This is a genomic window from Geodermatophilus sp. SYSU D00814, from assembly GCF_054050055.1.
Genome location: NZ_JBJGYP010000003.1, coordinates 210,746 through 227,359 on the forward strand (window position 1 = coordinate 210,746; position 16,614 = coordinate 227,359).

A 16,614-nucleotide genomic window follows, 5' to 3' on the forward strand; every position below is an offset into this window, starting at 1 on the left:
CTCGCAGGCTCGCGGCGGGCCCCTGCAGCGGGGCCGTTCCAGCACGTCACCTGCCGGGCGGCGGTAGGTTCCCGGCCGTGGCGGGGCGGGAGCTGGTCGTGCTCGGCACCGCCAGCCAGGCGCCCACCCGCACCCGCAACCACAACGGGTACCTGCTGCGCTGGGACGGCCGCGGCTTCCTGTTCGACCCCGGCGAGGGCACCCAGCGGCAGATGCTGCTGGCCGGGGTGCCGAGCAGCGCCGTCCACCGGGTGCTGGTCAGCCACTTCCACGGCGACCACTGCCTGGGCCTGCCCGGCGTCGTCCAGCGGATGTCCCTCGACGGCGTCGCGCACCCGGTGGTGGCGCACTACCCGGCGTCGGGGCAGGTCTTCTTCGACCGGCTGCGGCACGCCTCGCTCTTCGCCGATCTCGTCGACGTCCGGGAGGAGCCGGTGCACGGCGACGGCGTCCTGGCGCAGGACCCCGCCGGGACGATCGAGGCGCGGCGGCTGGAGCACCCGGTGCCGTCGTTCGGCTACCGCCTCGTCGAGCCCGACGGCCGGCGGATGCTGCCCGACCGGCTCGCCGCGGCCGGGGTGGCCGGGCCCGACGTCGGCCGGCTGCAGCGCGAGGGTGCGGTGCGGGTGGGGGAGGCGACGGTGCGCCTGGCGGACGTCAGCGCCCCGCGCCCGGGGCAGCGCTTCGCCTTCGTCATGGACACCCGGCTGTGCGACGGCGTCGCCGCGCTCGCCGAGCGCGCCGACCTGCTGGTCGTCGAGTCGACCTTCCTCGCCGAGGACGCGGCGCTGGCCCACCGCTACGGCCACCTGACCGCGCGGCAGGCGGCGCGGGTGGCGGCGCAGGCGGGGGTGCGGCGGCTGGTGCTCACCCACTTCTCGCAGCGCTACGACGACCCCCGCCGGTTCGAGGACGAGGCCCGCACCGAGTACGACGGCGACCTCGTCGTCGCGGCCGACCTGCAGCGCGTGCCGGTGCCCCCGCGCGCGGTGGGTGAGGACGGCCGGGGCGGGTAGCCCGGGGGACCGCCCCCGAGGAGGACGCCCGATGACCCGGCTCGACGCCACCACGCTCTCCCGGCTGAGCCCCTCGGTGTGGACCCCGCGCTACGACCGGGCGGCGGTGACGACCGGGATCGTGCACCTCGGCGTCGGTGGCTTCCACCGCTCGCACCAGGCGGTCTACGTCGACCGGCTGCTGGAGGCGGGGCAGGGGCGGGACTGGGGGATCTGCGGGGTCGGCGTGCTGCCCGCCGACCGGCGCATGCAGCAGGTCATGGCGGCGCAGGACTGCCTGTACACGGTGGTGGTCAAGCACCCCGACGGGTTCCTGGACGCGCGGGTGGTCGGCTCGATCGTGGCGTACCTGCTCGCGCCCGACGACCCGGAGGCCGTCGTGGAGAGGATGGCCGCGCCCGGCACCCGGATCGTGACGCTGACGGTCACCGAGGGCGGCTACAACACCTCACCGGACACCGGCGCCTTCGACACCACCGACCCCGGCGTCCTCGCCGACCTGCGACCGGGCGCGGCGCCGCGGACGACGTTCGGTCTGGTCACCGAGGCGCTGGTGCGCCGCCGAGAGCGCGGGCTGGCCCCGTTCGCGGTCGCCTCGTGCGACAACATCCCCGGCAACGGGCACCTGGCCCGCGACGCGTTCGCCGCCTTCGCCGCGCTGCGCGACGCCGCGCTCGGGGAGTGGGTGGCCGCCGAGGTGCCGTTCCCCGGCTCGATGGTCGACCGGATCACCCCGGTGACCACCGACGCCGACCGGGCCGCGCTCGCCGCGACGGGCGTCGAGGACGCCTGGCCGGTGGTCTGCGAGCCGTGGACGCAGTGGGTGCTGGAGGACCGCTTCCCCGCGGGCCGGCCGCCGCTGGAGGACGTCGGCGTGCAGCTCGTCGACGACGTCGCCCCCTACGAGCTGGTGAAGCTGCGGCTGCTCAACGCCGGCCACCAGGTGCTCGGCCACCTCGGCCGGCTGGCCGGCCACGAGTACGTGCACGAGGCCTGCCAGGACCCGCTGCTGCGGGAGTTCCTGCTCGGCTACCTCGACGACGAGGCCACCCCCACCCTCGCTCCGGTGCCCGGCCTCGACCTGCGGCGGTACAAGGCCGACCTGGTGGGCCGCTTCGCCAACCCCGCCGTCCGCGACACCCTGGCCCGGATCTGCGAGAACGCCTCCGACCGCATCCCCCAGTTCCTGTTGCCGGTGCTGCGCGCCGACCTCGCGGCGGGCCGGGAGATCCGCCGGTCGGTCGCCGTCCTCGCCGCCTGGGCGCGCACCGCGGACGGCACCGACGACGCCGGCCGGCCCCTGGAGCTCCGCGACCCGCGGCGCGACGCGCTGCTCGCCCGGGTCCGCGACGCCGACCCGCTGGCCTTCCTCCGCGAGACCGACGTCTTCGGTGACCTGGCCGAGGACCCACGGGTGGCCGCCGCCTTCACCGCCACGCTGACCTCGCTGCGGAGGCGGGGGACCCGCGCCACCCTGGCCGACCTCGTCCGCGGGCCGCGCGCGCGGACGGCCGGGTAGAAACGGTGGGGTGTTCCCCGGCACGACGTACGAACCCGACTGGTTCGGCCTGCTCGGCCGCGAGGTGCTCCGCGAGCGCCGGGCAGCGCTGATCGCCGAGGCGTGCGCGTGGAGCGTGGGCCTGTCCGACCGGCCGCACCACCTGCGGCTGCGCGGCCGGCTGGTGGCCACCGGCTCGACGATCGGCGACCGCGCCGCGCACGGCCAGCCGCTGTCGGGGGAGGAGGACGGCCGCATCGAGCTCGGCGACGCCCGCCCCGGCAGCTTCCAGGACGCGCTCAACGCCGTCGACGCCGACGGTGTGGTGTTCGCCGACCGGTTCGACCGGGAGGTGATCGAGCCGTTCGTGCACGAGACGTGCGTGCTCGCCGCCGACCGCGCCCGCCGCACCCGGCCGGTCCAGTGGGCCGAGCTGCTCGACGAGCTGGGGGAGGACCCCGGCGACGCCGACCCGGCCGACGTCCTGCGGGCCGGCGAGTGGGAGGAGCCGCTGCGCACCGAGGCCGAGCACCTCGTGCTGGCCGCGCTGGGCCGCGCGCCGCTGCTGGAGGTGGAGTCCGAGGGGCTGCCGCTGTCGCTGGTGCGCGCGGCCGAGGCCACCGCGCGGGCGGCGGCGGAGCCCTCGCCGCCGCGGGAGCCCGACGAGGACCTGTCGGGCGCGCTGTTCCTCGCGCTGGCCGCCGTCCGGGAGTCCGGGCTGCCCACGCCGGTGCCGCCGGACGGTGCCGGCCGGCTGGTGGCGGTCCTGCTCGAGCAGGGGCTCGAGCCCGGGGAGGTCACCGGGGTGCTGCCGCACCTGCCGCTGGCGCCGGGCACCGCCGACGCCGTCGCCGGGCTGCTGCCCGACGACTGAGCGGGTGCGGTCGCCCCAGGACTACAGCGGCAGGCCGGTGTAGTTCTCGGCCAGCTCGCGGGCGGCGGCCTCCGACGAGCACACCCGGCGCAGCTGGGACAGCTGCAGCTCGGCGTCGAACGGGTCGCCGGTGGTGTGCAGCATCGAGGTCATCCACCAGGAGAAGTGGGTGGCCCGCCAGACCCGCCGCAGCGCCGTGTCGGAGTAGGCGTCGGCGAGGTCGGTCTCCTTCTCCTGCAGCAGCCGCACCAGCGCGCGGGAGAGCAGGACGACGTCGGCGACGGCGAGGTTGAGGCCCTTGGCGCCGGTGGGCGGCACGATGTGCGCGGCGTCGCCGGCGAGGAACAGCCGGCCGCGGCGCATCGGCGTGCTGACGAACGAGCGCATGGGCAGGATCGACTTCTCCAGCACCGGGCCGGTGCTGATCTCCCAGCCCTCGTGCGCGAACCGGGTGGCCAGGCCCGACCAGATGCGGTCATCGGACCAGTCCTCGATCCGCTCCGACGGGTCCACCTGCAGGTACAGCCGCGACACCGACGGCGAGCGCATCGAGTACAGCGCGAACCCCTCGGGGTGCCAGGCGTAGATCAGCTCGTCGGTGGCCGGGGCGGCGTCGGCCAGGATCCCGAGCCAGGCGTAGGGGTAGGTGCGCTCCCACAGCCGCTGCGCAGTGCCCGCCGCGACGACGGCGCGCGACGGGCCGTGGAAGCCGTCGGTGCCGGCCACGACGTCGCACTCGAGCACCTGCGCGACCCCGTCGGCGTCGGTGAACCGGATCCGCGGGCTGTCGGTGTCGACGTCCTCGATCGCCACGTCGGAGACCTCGAAGTGCAGCGGCGGGCCGCCGGCGAGCTGGGCGGCGACCAGGTCCTTGACCACCTCGGTCTGCCCGTAGACCCAGACCCGGCGGCCGCACAGCGCGAGGAAGTCCAGCGTGGCGCGGGTGCCCGGGTACTGCAGGTGGATGCCGCGGTGCTCGAGGCCCTCGCGGTGCAGCCGGTCGCCGAGCCCCGCCTCGGTGAGCACGTCGACGGTGTTCTGCTCGAGGATGCCGGCGCGGATGCGGGCCTCGACGTAGGCCCGCGAGCGGTTCTCCAGCACCACCGAGTCGACGCCCTGCAGCGCCAGCAGCCGCGACAGCAGCAGGCCGGCCGGGCCGGCGCCGATGATCCCCACCTGGGTGCGCATGCCGGCGAGTGTGACCCGGGCGACGCCCCCGGCGACACCGCGTCCTACCGGTCAGCGGAAGGGCGCGGTGCGGGCCAACGCCCGCCCGATGCCCCGCGCGGCCACCTCCAGCACCGGCACCAGCCGCGGCAGGTCGCGCCGGTGGCTGGGGACGACGATGCCCAGCGCCGCGGCGACGACGGTGCTCCCGGCCCGCTCCACCCGCACCGGCACGGCCACCGACAGCGTGCCCAGCGACATCTCCTCGGCGGTGCGCGCCCAGCCGCGCCGGCGGACCTCGCCGAGCTCGCGACGCAGCCGCCCGGGGTCGACGACGGTGTGCCGAGTGGCTCGCACGGGCGCGGCCAGGGCCTCGGCGACGACGTCGTCGGGGGCGGCGGCGAGCAGCACCTTGCCCACGCCGGTGGCGTGCAGCGGCAGCCGGCTGCCGACCTGGCTGACCACCGGCACCGACTCGCGGCCGGAGATGCGCTCGACGTAGAGCGCGCTCGTCCCGTCGCGGACGGCGAGGTGCACGGTGTCGCGGGTGGCGGTGTGCACGTCGAGCAGGAAGGGCGCGGCCACCTGCCGCAGCTCGAGGGAGACGGGGGCCAGCAGGCCGAGGTCCCACAGCTTGCGGCCGATCTCGTAGCGGCCGTCGGCGCGGCGGGACAGCGCGCCCCAGCCGGTGAGCTCGGCGAGCAGCCGGTGCGTCGTCGTCAGCGGGGTGCCCGACCGCTCGGCGATCTCGCTGAGCGACAGCCGGGGGGCCGAGGCGTCGAAGGCGTCGAGGATCGCGAGCGCGCGGGAGGTCACCGACCGGCCGCGCTCCGCCGAACCCCCTGCCACGCGCGCAGTCTCCCACCCAGCGGAAGCCCCGGGACCGGGGCCTTGCCGCTCCCACCGGCGGACCGGTGTGCTGGGCGCGACGCCCGGGAGGTGGGCATGACCGAGTCCGTCCGGCTGCCACTGACCTACCACGACACCGCGGTGGCCAGCTCCTACCACCTCGCCTCGGCGGAGGCGGTCGCCGCGCTGCTGCCGCGGCGGGGCGGCCGGCCGCTGCTGCGGCCGATCCCGCTGCCCGGCGGCCGCACGCCGGTGGCGGTGCACGCCTACCGCTACCGCACGGTCACCTGGACCGGCGCCGACGGCGCGACCCACACGGTGGCGCCCTACGGCGAGGTCGGGGTGACCGCCGGCGTCCTCGCCGGGCCGGCCGCACGGGGCGGGGCCCGGCCGGCGACCGGGGGCTTCGTGCTGCAACTGCCGGTCACCTCCCGGGAGGCGCGCGACCTCGGCCGCGGGGCGTGGGGGCTGCCCAAGTGGCTCGGCGACATGGCCTTCCTCGACGCCCCCGCGCTGCAGCGCGTCCGGCTGTCGGAGGCCGGCGCCGAGGTGCTCACCCACACCGTGCGGACCCGCGGCCCGGCGCTGCGCGGCAGCCCGTCGCGGACGCTGTGGTCGGTGCGGGACGGGCGGCTGCTGGAGACCACCATCCCGGTGGCCGCCCGGTGGCAGGCACACCCGGGACCCGGCGGGGCCGAGCTCGTGCTGGGCGAGCACCCGCTGGCCGAGTGGCTGCGCCGGCTGGAGCTGTCCTCCTCGGCGCTGACGGCCTTCCGCGCCGTCGGGTACCGCAGCACGCTGCCGGCGGGCCGGCCGCTCGGGGCCGTCGACGGCGTGCCGGCCGCCCCGTTCCCCGGCAGCGACGCCGCGTTCGGCCGGTTCACCGTGGCCTACCCCGGCACCGGGCCGCTACCCCAGTACCGCGAGGCAGCCGTCCTCTGACGTGCTGGAACGGCCCCGCTGCAGGGGCCCGCCGCGAGCCTGCGAGCGGTGGAGGGCAGTGGGGTCCTTCGACTGGATCAGGCGGACGCGAGCTCCGCGTCCAGCGCCGCCCACGGGCCGAGCGCCGCGCCGGCGGCACGCTCGCGCGCCTCCTCGTCGGGACCCAGCACGCCGCGCAGCGCCTCGCGGAGCCGGTCGGCCAGCGCCTGGTGCGGGGTCCACCGCGCCACCCCGAGCCCGGCGCGCGCGGCCTCGGCCGCGCCGACCAGCCGGGCGGCGGCCGCGGTCCGGCCCTGCGCGAGGGCCAGCCCGGCGAGCACCTCCAGGCAGGAGGCCAGCCCCTCCAGGTCCCGGGTGCGGCGGTGCAGGGCCGCGGCCTCGTCCAGCCGGGCCCGCGCCCGCGCCAGGTCCCCGCCCATCAGCGCGGCCAGCGCGAGGGTGTCGGTCAGCAGCGCGGCGAGCTGGTCGTCGGCGGCGGCGCGGGCCAGGCCGAGCGCCTCCGTGGCGACGCGCTCGGCCGCGGGCAGGTCACCGCCGGCCAGCGCCACCGCGCCGCGCAACATCGCGCTGAAGGCCACCGACCAGCCGTCGCCGCTGCGGCGCAGGTGGTCGAGGCCCTCGTCGAGCAGCGGGACGACGCGGGGGTCGCCGGGCGGCAGCGTCATCGCCCGCGCGCCGAGCGCGTGGCCGAGCAGCCAGGCGTCGTCGCGGGCCCGGGCGTCCTCGACCACGCCGTCGACCAGCGGCGCCGCGGTGTCCGGGGAGCCCAGGGCGATCCGCATCGCGGCCCGCGACCAGGTCAGCCGCCCGGCGAGGTCGGGGGGCAGGGCCGCGGCCGAGGGCAGCGCCGCGGTCTGCTCGGCCAGGCCGGCCATGTCCGGCAGCATCCCGCGCGCCCACCACCAGCGGGTCAGCGGCGCGGTCAGCCGCACGGCGAGCTCGGCCCGGTCGGTGGCCACCGCCCAGCGCACCGCGGCCCGCAGGTCCGCGGTCTCGGCGTCGAGCCGGGCGCGCCACAGCTGCGCCGCCGGGCCGGCCAGCCCGGCGGCGGCGTCGGCGCCCATCGCGGCCAGGTGCTGCGCCCACCGGACGCGGGTGGCCTCCTCCTCGCCCCGCTCGCGCAGCCGCTCGGCGGCGTAGGCGCGCACCAGCTCGAGCATGCGGAACCGCGGCTCGCCGTCGCCGGTGTCGGTGGGGGTCACCAGGCTGTGCCCGACCAGGTCCGACAGCGTCTCGACGACGTCGAGGTCGCCGCCCACCGCCTCGGCGGTGTCGAGCGTGCAGCCGTCCGCGCACACCGACAGCCGCGCCAGCAGCGCCCGGCCGCGCTCGTCGAGCAGGTCGTGGCTCCAGGCGATCGTGGCCCGCAGGGTGCGCTGCCGGTCGGGGACGTCGACGTCGAGGTCGCCGAGGTCCAGGGCGCGGTCGAGGCGGGCCAGCAGCAGCCGCGGGGGGAGCGTGCGCACCCGCGCGGCGGCCAGCTCCACCGCCAGCGGCAGCCCGTCGAGGCGGCGGACGAGCTCGGCGACCGGCCCGGCCGTGGCGTCGGTGAGGGTGAAGGAGGGGTCGGCCTGCCGGGCGCGGGCCACGAACAGCTCGACGGCGGGGACGTCGCGCACCGCGGCGGCGTCCCCGGCGCCCCGGGCCGGTGTCCCGAGCGGCTCGATCGGCACGTCGTGCTCACCGCGCAGCCGCAGCACGGTGCGGCTGGTGACCAGCAGCTGCGTGGCCGGGCAGCGGGCGAGCAGCGTGGCCAGGTGCGGGGCGGCCGCGGTCACCTGCTCGAGGTTGTCGACGACGAGCAGCGCGGAGCGGCCGGCCAGCCGGTCGGCCACCAGCTCGAGCAGCGGGCGGCTGCCCTCGGCCGACACCCCGACCGCCTCGGCCACGGCCCCGGGGACGTCGGCGGGGTCCCGGACGGCGGAGAGGTCGACGAACCAGACGCCCTCCCGCTCGTCCTCGACCGCGGCGGCCGCGGCCAGCGCCAGCCGGGTCTTGCCGATGCCGCCCGGGCCGGTGAGCGCCACCAGCCGCACCTCGTCGTCGCGCAGCAGGCCGGTGACGGTGGCCAGCTCGGCGGCGCGGTCGACCATCGGCGTGGGCGGTGTGGGCAGCCAGCCGGCCGCCAGCCCGGACGGGGCGCCCACCGGCCGGCCGAAGCGCTCGCTGAGCAGCACCGCGAGGTCGTCGGCCACCCGGTCGGCGAGCTCGGCGGGGTCGCGGTAGGGGGTGGTGGAGACGCCGCCCTCGGACTGCACCCGCTCGAGCAGCGCGCGCAGCCGCGGGTCGCGGTCGGGCGCCGGCGTGCGGACGTAGAGCAGCCGCGGCATGCCCGCGGACAGGTCGAGCTCGTCCTCCAGCCCCGAGACGGTCATGCCCGGGCCCACCCAGCCGTACCTGTCGCCGTAGACGCCGACGAACACCTCGCTCTGCTCGAGGTAGGCGCGGTACAGGTCGCGGGGCGGGTGCGGCCGCGCGCCGAGCTCGAACATCACCGGGGTCAGCCGCAGGCGGGCGATGGCGTCGCGGACGGCGCGCCGCTCGGGGGCGAGCTCCTCGAGCGTGGAGGACACGAAGACCCGCAGCCGCCGGTCGGGGGTCGCGATGGCGGGCGGAGCGGCGCCGGGGACGTCCGCCGCTGCGGTCACGGGCACCTCCCGCCCGGTCGCCCGGCGCCCGGACGGTCCGGGTCGCCGACGCGGCGAGTCTATGGCCTGGGGCGCGGGGCCCGGGCACGGCCGAGACGTCCCGTATCCCGGTGACAGCGCCCCTGCCACGGTGGTTGCATGACGGCGCCCGACGACCGCACGGGGGACGCGCGCACTCGGAGACCCTCGTGCACCGTGCCCTGAGACAACCCCTTCCCCCCGGTCCCCGCGGGGCGACGTCGTGACCGGCCACGAGCCCGGCGCCGCGCTGGTCGTCGTCGCCCGCGACGGCGGCGTCCGCACGGCCACCACCCGGGAGCTGGAGCGCCGCTACGGCAGCGACTACCGGGTCCTCGCCGGCGACGACCCGGCCGAGGTGGAGGCGGCGCTGACCGCCGCCGGCGACCCGCCCGTGGCGGTGCTGCTCGGCGGGCTGGGCGAGGCCGACCCCGACGGCCTGGAGGTGCTGCGGGCCTGCCACGGCCGGTACCCCGGCGCGGTGGCGGTGGCGCTGGTGCGCTGGGGGGCCTTCGAGACCGCCCGGCCCATCTTCGAGGCGATCACCGTGGGCCAGCTCGACCGCTGGGTGTACGCCCCGCAGGGCCGCGCCGACGAGGAGTTCCACCGCTCGGTCACCGAGATCCTCGACGAGTGGTCCTCGCGGCGGGGCGGCGGGTTCGAGGCGGTGCGGATCATCGGGGACCGGTGGGACCCGCACGCGCAGCACCTGCGCGACCAGATGACCCGCAACCGCATCCCGATCGGCGTCTACGAGGCCGGCTCGCCCGAGGGTCGCGCGATGCTCGCCGACCTGGAGCTCCAGCAGCCCCGGCTGCCGGTGGTCGTCGTCCGCTTCCGGCCGGAGCACACCGTCCTCGAGGCCCCGACCGACCTGGAGGTGGCCGAGGCGTTCGGCCTGTTCGACCCGCTGGACACCACCGCCGTCCACGACGTCGCCATCGTCGGTGCCGGGCCGGCCGGGCTGGGCGCCAGCGTCTACGCCGCGTCCGAGGGTCTCGACACCCTGCACCTGGAGTGCGAGGCGGTCGGCGGGCAGGCCGGCACCAGCTCGCTGATCCGCAACTACCTCGGGTTCCCCACCGGCGTCAGCGGCAGCCGGCTGGCGTTCTCCGCCTACCTGCAGGCGTGGGCGTTCGGCACCACGTTCTCCTTCATGCGCACCGCCACGGCGCTGACCACCGAGAACGGCCTGCACCGGATCACCCTCAACGACGGCTCGGTCGTGCAGGCGCGGACGGTCGTGGTGGCCACCGGCGCCGCCTGGCGGCGGCTCGGCGTGCCGGAGCTGGAGGCCTTCACCGGCCGCGGCGTCTTCTACGGCGCGGCGGTCAGCGAGGCACCGGCGATGGCCGGCCGGCACGTGTTCGTCGTCGGCGGCGGGAACTCGGCCGGGCAGGCCGCGGTCTACCTCTCGCGCTACGCGGAGAAGGTGACCCTGCTGGTCCGCCGCGCGTCGCTGACCGAGACGATGTCGGACTACCTCATCCGGGAGCTGGTCGCGCTGCCGCGGGTCGAGATCCGGTACCGCGCCCAGGTGGTCGGCGGGAGCGGCACCGACGTCCTGGAGACCGTCGTGCTGCGCGACCTCGACACCGGCGCGGAGACCGAGGAGGCGGGGATGCTGTTCGTGATGATCGGCAGCGAGCCGCGCACCGACTGGCTGGCCGGGACGCTGGCCCGCAACCGCTGGGGCTTCCTGCTCACCGGTTCCTCCCTCGCCGACGACGACGCCGCCCCGGCGTGGCCGCTGGACCGTCCGCCCGCGCTGCTGGAGACCAGCACGCCGGGGGTGTTCGCGGCCGGCGACGTGCGCCAGGGATCGGTCAAGCGGGTGGCCTCGGCGGTGGGGGAGGGCGCGCTGGCCGTGACGCTGGTGCACGCGCACCTCGCGGAGCTCTCCGGCGCCGCGGCCGGGACCTGAGCCCGCCGCCTTCCGCCCAGCGGAGAGGAGCGCTTGGGAGCCGTCCGGCCCGGCCGTACGTTGCCGGTATGACCCGCACCACCCCCGCGACGGCTCCGGCGGGGCTGCACCTGCCCCGCTACCTGCGCGAGGACCCCGCCGCGCGCACCCCCGTCGGCTTCGCCGGCTACCGCAGCACCGCGGTGCGCGCGCCGCTGCGGACCCCGGTCGACCTGCCGCACCGGCTCACCGAGGTGACCGGCCCGCTGCTCGGCGAGGACCGCGTGCGCCGCGAGGACGCCGACCTCACCCGGCGGGCCGGCGGGGAGGCCGTGGGGCAGCGCATCGTCGTCCACGGGCGCGTGCTCGACAGCGACGGCCGGCCGGTGCCGCACACGCTGGTGGAGGTCTGGCAGGCCAACGCGGCGGGCCGCTACCGGCACGTCGTCGACACCTGGCCGGCGCCGCTGGACCCGCACTTCGACGGCCTGGGCCGGGTGCTGACCGACGCCGGGGGCCGCTACGAGTTCCTCACCGTCAAACCCGGCGCCTACCCGTGGCGCAACCACGACAACGCCTGGCGGCCGGCGCACATCCACTTCTCGCTGTTCGGCCGGGCCTTTCCCCAGCGCCTGGTCACGCAGATGTACTTCCCCGACGACCCGCTGTTCTTCCAGGACCCGATCTACAACGCGATCCCCGAGGCCGCGCGGTCGGCGGCGGTCAGCCGGTACGACCACACCCGCACCGTCGAGTCCTGGGCGCTGGCGTTCGAGTGGGACATCGTGCTGCGCGGCGCCGAGCAGACGCCGTTCGAGACCGAGGACGACGGGGACGTCGCGTGAGCGCCCGGCTGCCGCTGACCCCGAGCGCCACCGTCGGGCCGTACCTGGCGATCGGGCTGACCTGGGAGGGCGGGGAGTACGTCGTCCCGGCCGGCACCCCCGGCGCGATCTGGATCCGCGGCACGGTGTTCGACGGCGAGGGCGCGGTCGTCCCCGACGCGCTGGTCGAGACGTGGCAGGCCGACCCCGACGGCCGCTTCGACCACCCCGACGACCCGCGCGGCGCCGTCGCGTTCCCGGGCTTCCGCGGGTTCGGGCGGGCGCAGACGGTGCCCGACGGCGAGTTCGCCGTCTGCACCCTCAAGCCCGGCCGCGTGCCCGACGGCGAGGGCGGACTGCAGGCGCCGCACGTCGACGTCTCGCTGTTCGCCCGCGGCCTGCTCGACCGCGTCGTCACCCGCGTCTACTTCGCCGACGAGGCGGAGGCCAACGCCGCCGACCCCGTCCTGCGGGCGCTGCCCGAGGACCGCCGCGCCACGCTGCTGGCGACGCCCACCGGCGACGGCTACCGCTTCGACGTGCACCTGCAGGGGGACCGCGAGACGGTCTTCTTCGCCGTCTGAGCGCGGCGCGCCGGCGGTGGGGAGGACGACGTGACGGGTCTGTTCGCCGGCACCTTCGCCCGCGGCGGTGCGGCGGCGGCCGTCTCCGACGACGCCTGGATCCGCGCCCTGCTGCGGGTGGAGGCGGCGCTGGCCCGGGCCGCGGCGTCGGTGGGCCTGGTGCCGGCGACCGCGGCCGACACGGTGGCGGCGGTGTGCGCCGACCCGTCGCGGCTGGACCTCGCCGGTGTCGTCGCCCGCGCGGCCGACGCGGGGAACCCGGTGCCGCCGCTGGTGCGCGCGCTGCAGGACGCGGTGGGGGAGCGCGACGCCGTCGCGGTGCACGTGGGGGCCACCAGCCAGGACGTCGTCGACACCGCGCTGGTGCTGCTGGCCCGCGCGGCGGTCGCCGCGCTCGACGCCGACCTGGCCGCCGCCGCGGACCGGTGCGCGACCCTGGCGCGGGAGCACCGCGACGACCTGGTCGTGGGCCGGACGCTGATGCAGCAGGCGCTGCCGACGACGTTCGGGCTGAAGGCGGCGACGTGGCTGGCCGGGCTCGACGGCGCGCGGCTGCGGCTGGCCGAGGTGGTGGCCACGCTGCCGGTGCAGTACGGCGGGGCGGTGGGCACGCTGGCGGCGTCGTCGGGGGCCGGGGTCGCGGTGCGGGCGGCGCTCGCCGCGGAGCTCGGGCTGGTGGCGACCGCCGTGCCCTGGGCCACGGTGCGGCTGCCGGTGGCCGACCTCGCCGGGGCGCTGGGCGCGACCGCCGGGGTGGTCGCGACCGTCGCCGTCGACGTGGTGCTGCTGGCGCAGTCGGAGGTGGCGGAGGTCGCCGAGGCGGGGGAGGGGCGCGGCGGGTCGTCGGCGATGCCGCACAAGCGCAACCCGGTGGCGGCGATCTCGGCGCGGGCGTGCGCGCGGCGGGCGCCGGGGCTGGTGGCCACGCTGCTCGGCGCGATGGAGCAGGAGCACGAGCGCGCGGCCGGCGCCTGGCACGCCGAGTGGCCCACACTCACCGACCTGCTGGTCGCGGTGGGGTCGGCGGCGTCCTGGCTGGCCGAGAGCCTGCAGGGACTGCGCCCCGACGTCGCGCGGATGGCGGCGACCGTGGCCGCGGCCGGCGAGGGGGCGCTGGCCGGTGCGCTGGCCGAGGCGCTGGCGCCGTCGCTGGGCCGGGGCGCCGCGCACGACGCGGCCGCCGCGGTGGCCCGGGAGGCGCGGGAGCGGGGACGGCCGCCGGCCGAGCTGGTCGCCGCGCGCGAGGACGTCGACGCCGCCGCGGTGCTCGCCGCGGCCGCACCGGACGTGGGGGAGGCCGGCGCGCAGGTGGACGCGGCGCTGGCCGAGCACGAGAGGCTGGTGGAAGGGGCGCCGTGAGCGCGGTCGAGGTCAGCTACACCGTGGACGGGCCGGCCGACGCGCCGGTCGTCGTCCTGTCCAACTCCCTGGGCGCCACCCGCGGGATGTGGGACCCGCAGGTGCCGGCGCTGGCCGAGCGCTACCGGGTGGTCACCTACGACGCCCGCGGGCACGGGGAGTCCCCGGCGCCGCCCGGGCCCTGCACCGTCGACGACCTGGTCGACGACGTGCTGGCGTTGCTGGACCGGCTCGGGGTGCGGCGGGCGCACGTGGCCGGGCTGTCGCTGGGCGGGATGACGGCGCTGCGGCTGGCCGCGCGCGAGCCGGCGCGGGTGGACCGGCTGGCGCTGCTGTGCACCTCGGCCGCGCCCGATCCGCAGGGGTTCCTCGACCGGGCGGTGCAGGCCCGCGCGGGGGGCACCGCGCCGCTGGCGCCGGCGATCGTCGGCCGGTGGCTCACCCCGGCGTACGCCGCGCAGCACCCCGACCTGGTGGCGCGGCTGGAGGCGATGATCGCCGGGGCCGACGACGAGGGGTACGCCGCGTGCTGCGAGGCGGTCGGCACCTTCGACGGCCGCGGCGACCTCGCCCGGGTCACTGCGCCGACGCTGGTGGTGTCCGGTGCGCAGGACCCGGCGCTGCCGCCGCCGCACCAGCAGGCGATCGCCGACGGGATCGCCGGCTCGACGCTGCTCACCGTCGATCCCGGCGCACACCTGCCCAACCTGGAGCAGCCGCTGGAGGTCACCGGGGCGCTGCTGGCCCACCTGGACGCGGCGGGGCGGCACGCGTGAGCGAGGCGCCCCTCGACTCCGACGACACCCGCCGCGAGGCGGGCATGCGGACCCGGCGCGAGGTGCTCGGCGACGCGTGGGTGGACCGGGCGGTGGCCGGCACGACGCCGTTCACCGCGGACTTCCAGGACTTCATCACGCGGACGGCGTGGGGCGACGTGTGGCAGCGGCCCGGCCTGGCGCGGCGGGAGCGCAGCATCGCGACGCTGTCGATCTGCGTCGCGCTGCGGCACTGGGACGAGTTCGCGCTGCACGTGCGCGCCGCGGTGCGCAACGGGCTCAGCGAGGCCGAGATCGCGGAGGTGCTGCAGCACGCCGCCGTCTACGCCGGAGTGCCGGCCGCCAACCACGCGTTCACGGTCGCCGCGACCGTGCTGGCGGAGCTGCGCGCCGGCTGAGTGCCGGCACCGAGATCGGCGGTCTCGTGGCGATCACCGGCTGATGGCCACGAGACCGCCGATCTCGCGGTCCGGGGCGCCGCCAGAGGGCTTGCGGAGCGGCGCCACGACACCTCGGTGAGGATCGGGACGGCAACGACCCGAGCGAGAGGACCGACGTGGCACTCCTGGACGACGGCGCGTGGCAGGGCAGGGTCTGGACCGGCGCGTGGACCGACGGCTCCGGCGGCACCTACGACGCGGTGGAGCCGGCCACCGGCGACGTCATCGCGCCGGTCGGGCGGGCGATCCCCGAGGACGTCGCCGCCGCGGCGGAGCGGGGGGCCCGGGCGCAGCGGGCGTGGGCCGCCGCGCCGTTCGAGGAGCGGGCCCGCGTCCTGCGCCGCGCCGGTCAGGTGCTCGAGGAGCACGCCGACGAGATCACGGGCTGGCTGGCCCGGGAGTCCGGCGCGATCCAGCCGTTCGGCGACTTCCAGGTCCACACCAGCGCGCAGGAGTGCTACGAGGCCTCCGCGCTGCCGGGCCTGCCCTACGGCGAGGTGCTGCGCACCGGCGCCCCGCGGCTGTCGTTCGCCCGCCGCCTGCCGGCCGGCGTCGTCGGCGTCATCGCGCCGTTCAACGTGCCCACCATCCTCGCCATCCGCGCCGTCGCCCCGGCGCTCGCGCTCGGCAACGCCGTCGTCCTGAAGCCCGACCCGCGCACCGCGATCTCCGGCGGCGCGCTGTTCGCCCGGGTCTTCGAGGAGGCGGGTCTGCCGGCCGGGGTGCTGCAGGTGCTGCCCGGCGGCGCCGACGTCGGCGAGGCGCTGGTCACCGTCCCGCAGACCCGGGTCATCGCCTTCACCGGCTCCACGAGGGCCGGCCGCGCGGTCGGGGCGCTGGCCGGGCAGCACCTCAAGCGGGCGCACCTGGAGCTCGGCGGCAACTCCGCGCTGATCGTGCTGCCCGACGTCGACGTCACCGCCGCGGCGAGCGTCGGCGCGTGGGGCACCTTCGCCCACCAGGGGCAGATCTGCATGGCCACCAGCCGGCACCTCGTGCACGAGTCGATCGCCGAGGAGTACACCGCCGTGCTCACCGAGAAGGTCGAGGAGCTGCCGGTCGGCGACCCGTTCCGCGAGGAGGTGGCGCTCGGCCCGCTCATCGACGCCGGCCAGCGCGACCGCGTGCACGGGCTGGTCACCGCCAGCGTCGAGCGGGGCGCCACGGTGCGCACCGGCGGCACGTACGAGGGGCTCTTCTACCGGCCGACGGTGCTCGGCGGCGTCGCCGTCGACCACCCCGCCTACGCCGAGGAGATCTTCGGCCCGGTCGCCCCGGTCACGCCCTTCTCGGGCCTCGACGAGGTCGTGGACCTGGCGAGTGGCACCGAGTACGGGCTGTCCCTGGGGATCCTCACCCGCGACGTCGCCGCCGGTCTCCAGCTCGCCGAGCGCATCCCGAGCGGCCTGGTGCACGTCAACGACCAGACGGTCAACGACGAGGCGGTCGCCCCGTTCGGCGGCGTCGGCGCCTCCGGCACCGGCTCGCGCCACGGCGGCCCGCAGGCCAACGTCGAGGCGTTCACCGAGACCCAGTGGGTCACCGTGCGCGGCGACCTGCCCGCCTACCCCTTCTGACCGCCCACCCCCCGGGGGGGGGGGGGGGGGGGGGGGGGGGGGGGGGGGGGGGGGGGGGGGGGGGGGGGGGGGGGGGGGGGGGGGGGGGGGGGGGGGGGGGGGGGGGGGGGGGGGGGGGGGGGGGGGGGGGGGGGGGGGG

At 77.6% G+C, this 16,614-nt stretch carries 14 protein-coding genes; 11 read left to right on the top strand and 3 right to left on the bottom strand.

What is annotated here, in order from left to right:
- Positions 1 to 77 precede the first annotated feature (77 nt).
- The 3 genes from ACI780_RS03795 to ACI780_RS03805 are packed head-to-tail and all read left to right on the top strand — an operon-like array spanning position 78 to position 3,388.
- Positions 78 to 1,016, top strand: coding sequence for a ribonuclease Z (locus tag ACI780_RS03795; RefSeq protein WP_456870746.1), 939 nt, complete (start codon positions 78 to 80; stop codon positions 1,014 to 1,016).
- Positions 1,017 to 1,047: 31 nt separating this feature from the next.
- Positions 1,048 to 2,535 (top strand): mannitol dehydrogenase family protein, encoded by a 1,488-nt coding sequence (locus ACI780_RS03800; protein ID WP_457000888.1) that lies wholly within the window; start codon positions 1,048 to 1,050, stop codon positions 2,533 to 2,535.
- A 10-nt stretch (positions 2,536 to 2,545) separates the two neighbouring features.
- Positions 2,546 to 3,388, top strand: coding sequence for a hypothetical protein (locus ACI780_RS03805; protein ID WP_456870744.1), 843 nt, complete (start codon positions 2,546 to 2,548; stop codon positions 3,386 to 3,388).
- A 21-nt stretch (positions 3,389 to 3,409) separates the two neighbouring features.
- On the opposite strand, the gene ACI780_RS03810 is transcribed toward ACI780_RS03805, so the two are convergent.
- Together ACI780_RS03810 and ACI780_RS03815 are read right to left on the bottom strand one after the other, a co-directional pair.
- Positions 3,410 to 4,576, bottom strand: a complete 1,167-nt coding sequence (locus ACI780_RS03810) for a 4-hydroxybenzoate 3-monooxygenase (protein ID WP_457000890.1) — start codon at positions 4,574 to 4,576, stop codon at positions 3,410 to 3,412.
- Between the two features lie 51 nt (positions 4,577 to 4,627).
- Positions 4,628 to 5,404: an IclR family transcriptional regulator gene (locus ACI780_RS03815; protein WP_456870742.1), complete on the bottom strand. Its 777-nt coding sequence runs from the start codon at positions 5,402 to 5,404 to the stop codon at positions 4,628 to 4,630.
- Positions 5,405 to 5,500: 96 nt separating this feature from the next.
- Here ACI780_RS03815 and ACI780_RS03820 point away from each other — a divergent pair, with 96 nt between their 5' ends.
- Entirely contained in the window at positions 5,501 to 6,346 is an 846-nt protein-coding gene (locus tag ACI780_RS03820; protein WP_457000892.1) for an acetoacetate decarboxylase family protein, read from the top strand.
- A gap of 77 nt (positions 6,347 to 6,423) precedes the next feature.
- On the opposite strand, the gene ACI780_RS03825 is transcribed toward ACI780_RS03820, so the two are convergent.
- Positions 6,424 to 8,994, bottom strand: coding sequence for an ATP-binding protein (locus ACI780_RS03825; protein WP_457000894.1), 2,571 nt, complete (start codon positions 8,992 to 8,994; stop codon positions 6,424 to 6,426).
- Positions 8,995 to 9,235: 241 nt separating this feature from the next.
- On the opposite strand from ACI780_RS03825, the gene ACI780_RS03830 reads away from it, so the two are divergent.
- From ACI780_RS03830 to ACI780_RS03860, 7 genes are all read left to right on the top strand, one after another.
- The gene (locus tag ACI780_RS03830) at positions 9,236 to 10,936 is read left to right on the top strand and encodes an FAD-dependent oxidoreductase (RefSeq protein WP_457000896.1); all 1,701 of its coding nucleotides are present in this window, start codon (positions 9,236 to 9,238) and stop codon (positions 10,934 to 10,936) included.
- A 68-nt stretch (positions 10,937 to 11,004) separates the two neighbouring features.
- Positions 11,005 to 11,760: a protocatechuate 3,4-dioxygenase subunit beta gene (gene pcaH / locus ACI780_RS03835; protein ID WP_457000898.1), complete on the top strand. Its 756-nt coding sequence runs from the start codon at positions 11,005 to 11,007 to the stop codon at positions 11,758 to 11,760.
- On the top strand, positions 11,757 to 12,323 hold the full coding sequence (gene pcaG, locus ACI780_RS03840; protein ID WP_457000900.1) for a protocatechuate 3,4-dioxygenase subunit alpha: 567 nt from the start codon (positions 11,757 to 11,759) through the stop codon (positions 12,321 to 12,323). The genes pcaH and pcaG overlap by 4 nt, the downstream gene beginning before the upstream one ends.
- Positions 12,324 to 12,353: 30 nt before the next feature.
- Positions 12,354 to 13,682, top strand: a complete 1,329-nt coding sequence (gene pcaB / locus ACI780_RS03845; RefSeq protein WP_457000902.1) for a 3-carboxy-cis,cis-muconate cycloisomerase — start codon at positions 12,354 to 12,356, stop codon at positions 13,680 to 13,682.
- Positions 13,679 to 14,458, top strand: a complete 780-nt coding sequence (gene pcaD, locus ACI780_RS03850; protein ID WP_457000904.1) for a 3-oxoadipate enol-lactonase — start codon at positions 13,679 to 13,681, stop codon at positions 14,456 to 14,458. The genes pcaB and pcaD overlap by 4 nt, the downstream gene beginning before the upstream one ends.
- Entirely contained in the window at positions 14,455 to 14,856 is a 402-nt protein-coding gene (gene pcaC, locus ACI780_RS03855; RefSeq protein WP_456870734.1) for a 4-carboxymuconolactone decarboxylase, read from the top strand. The genes pcaD and pcaC overlap by 4 nt, the downstream gene beginning before the upstream one ends.
- Before the next feature lie 158 nt (positions 14,857 to 15,014).
- Complete coding sequence (locus ACI780_RS03860) at positions 15,015 to 16,475, top strand: benzaldehyde dehydrogenase (protein WP_457000906.1); 1,461 nt, start codon at positions 15,015 to 15,017, stop codon at positions 16,473 to 16,475.
- Positions 16,476 to 16,614: the final 139 nt, after the last annotated feature.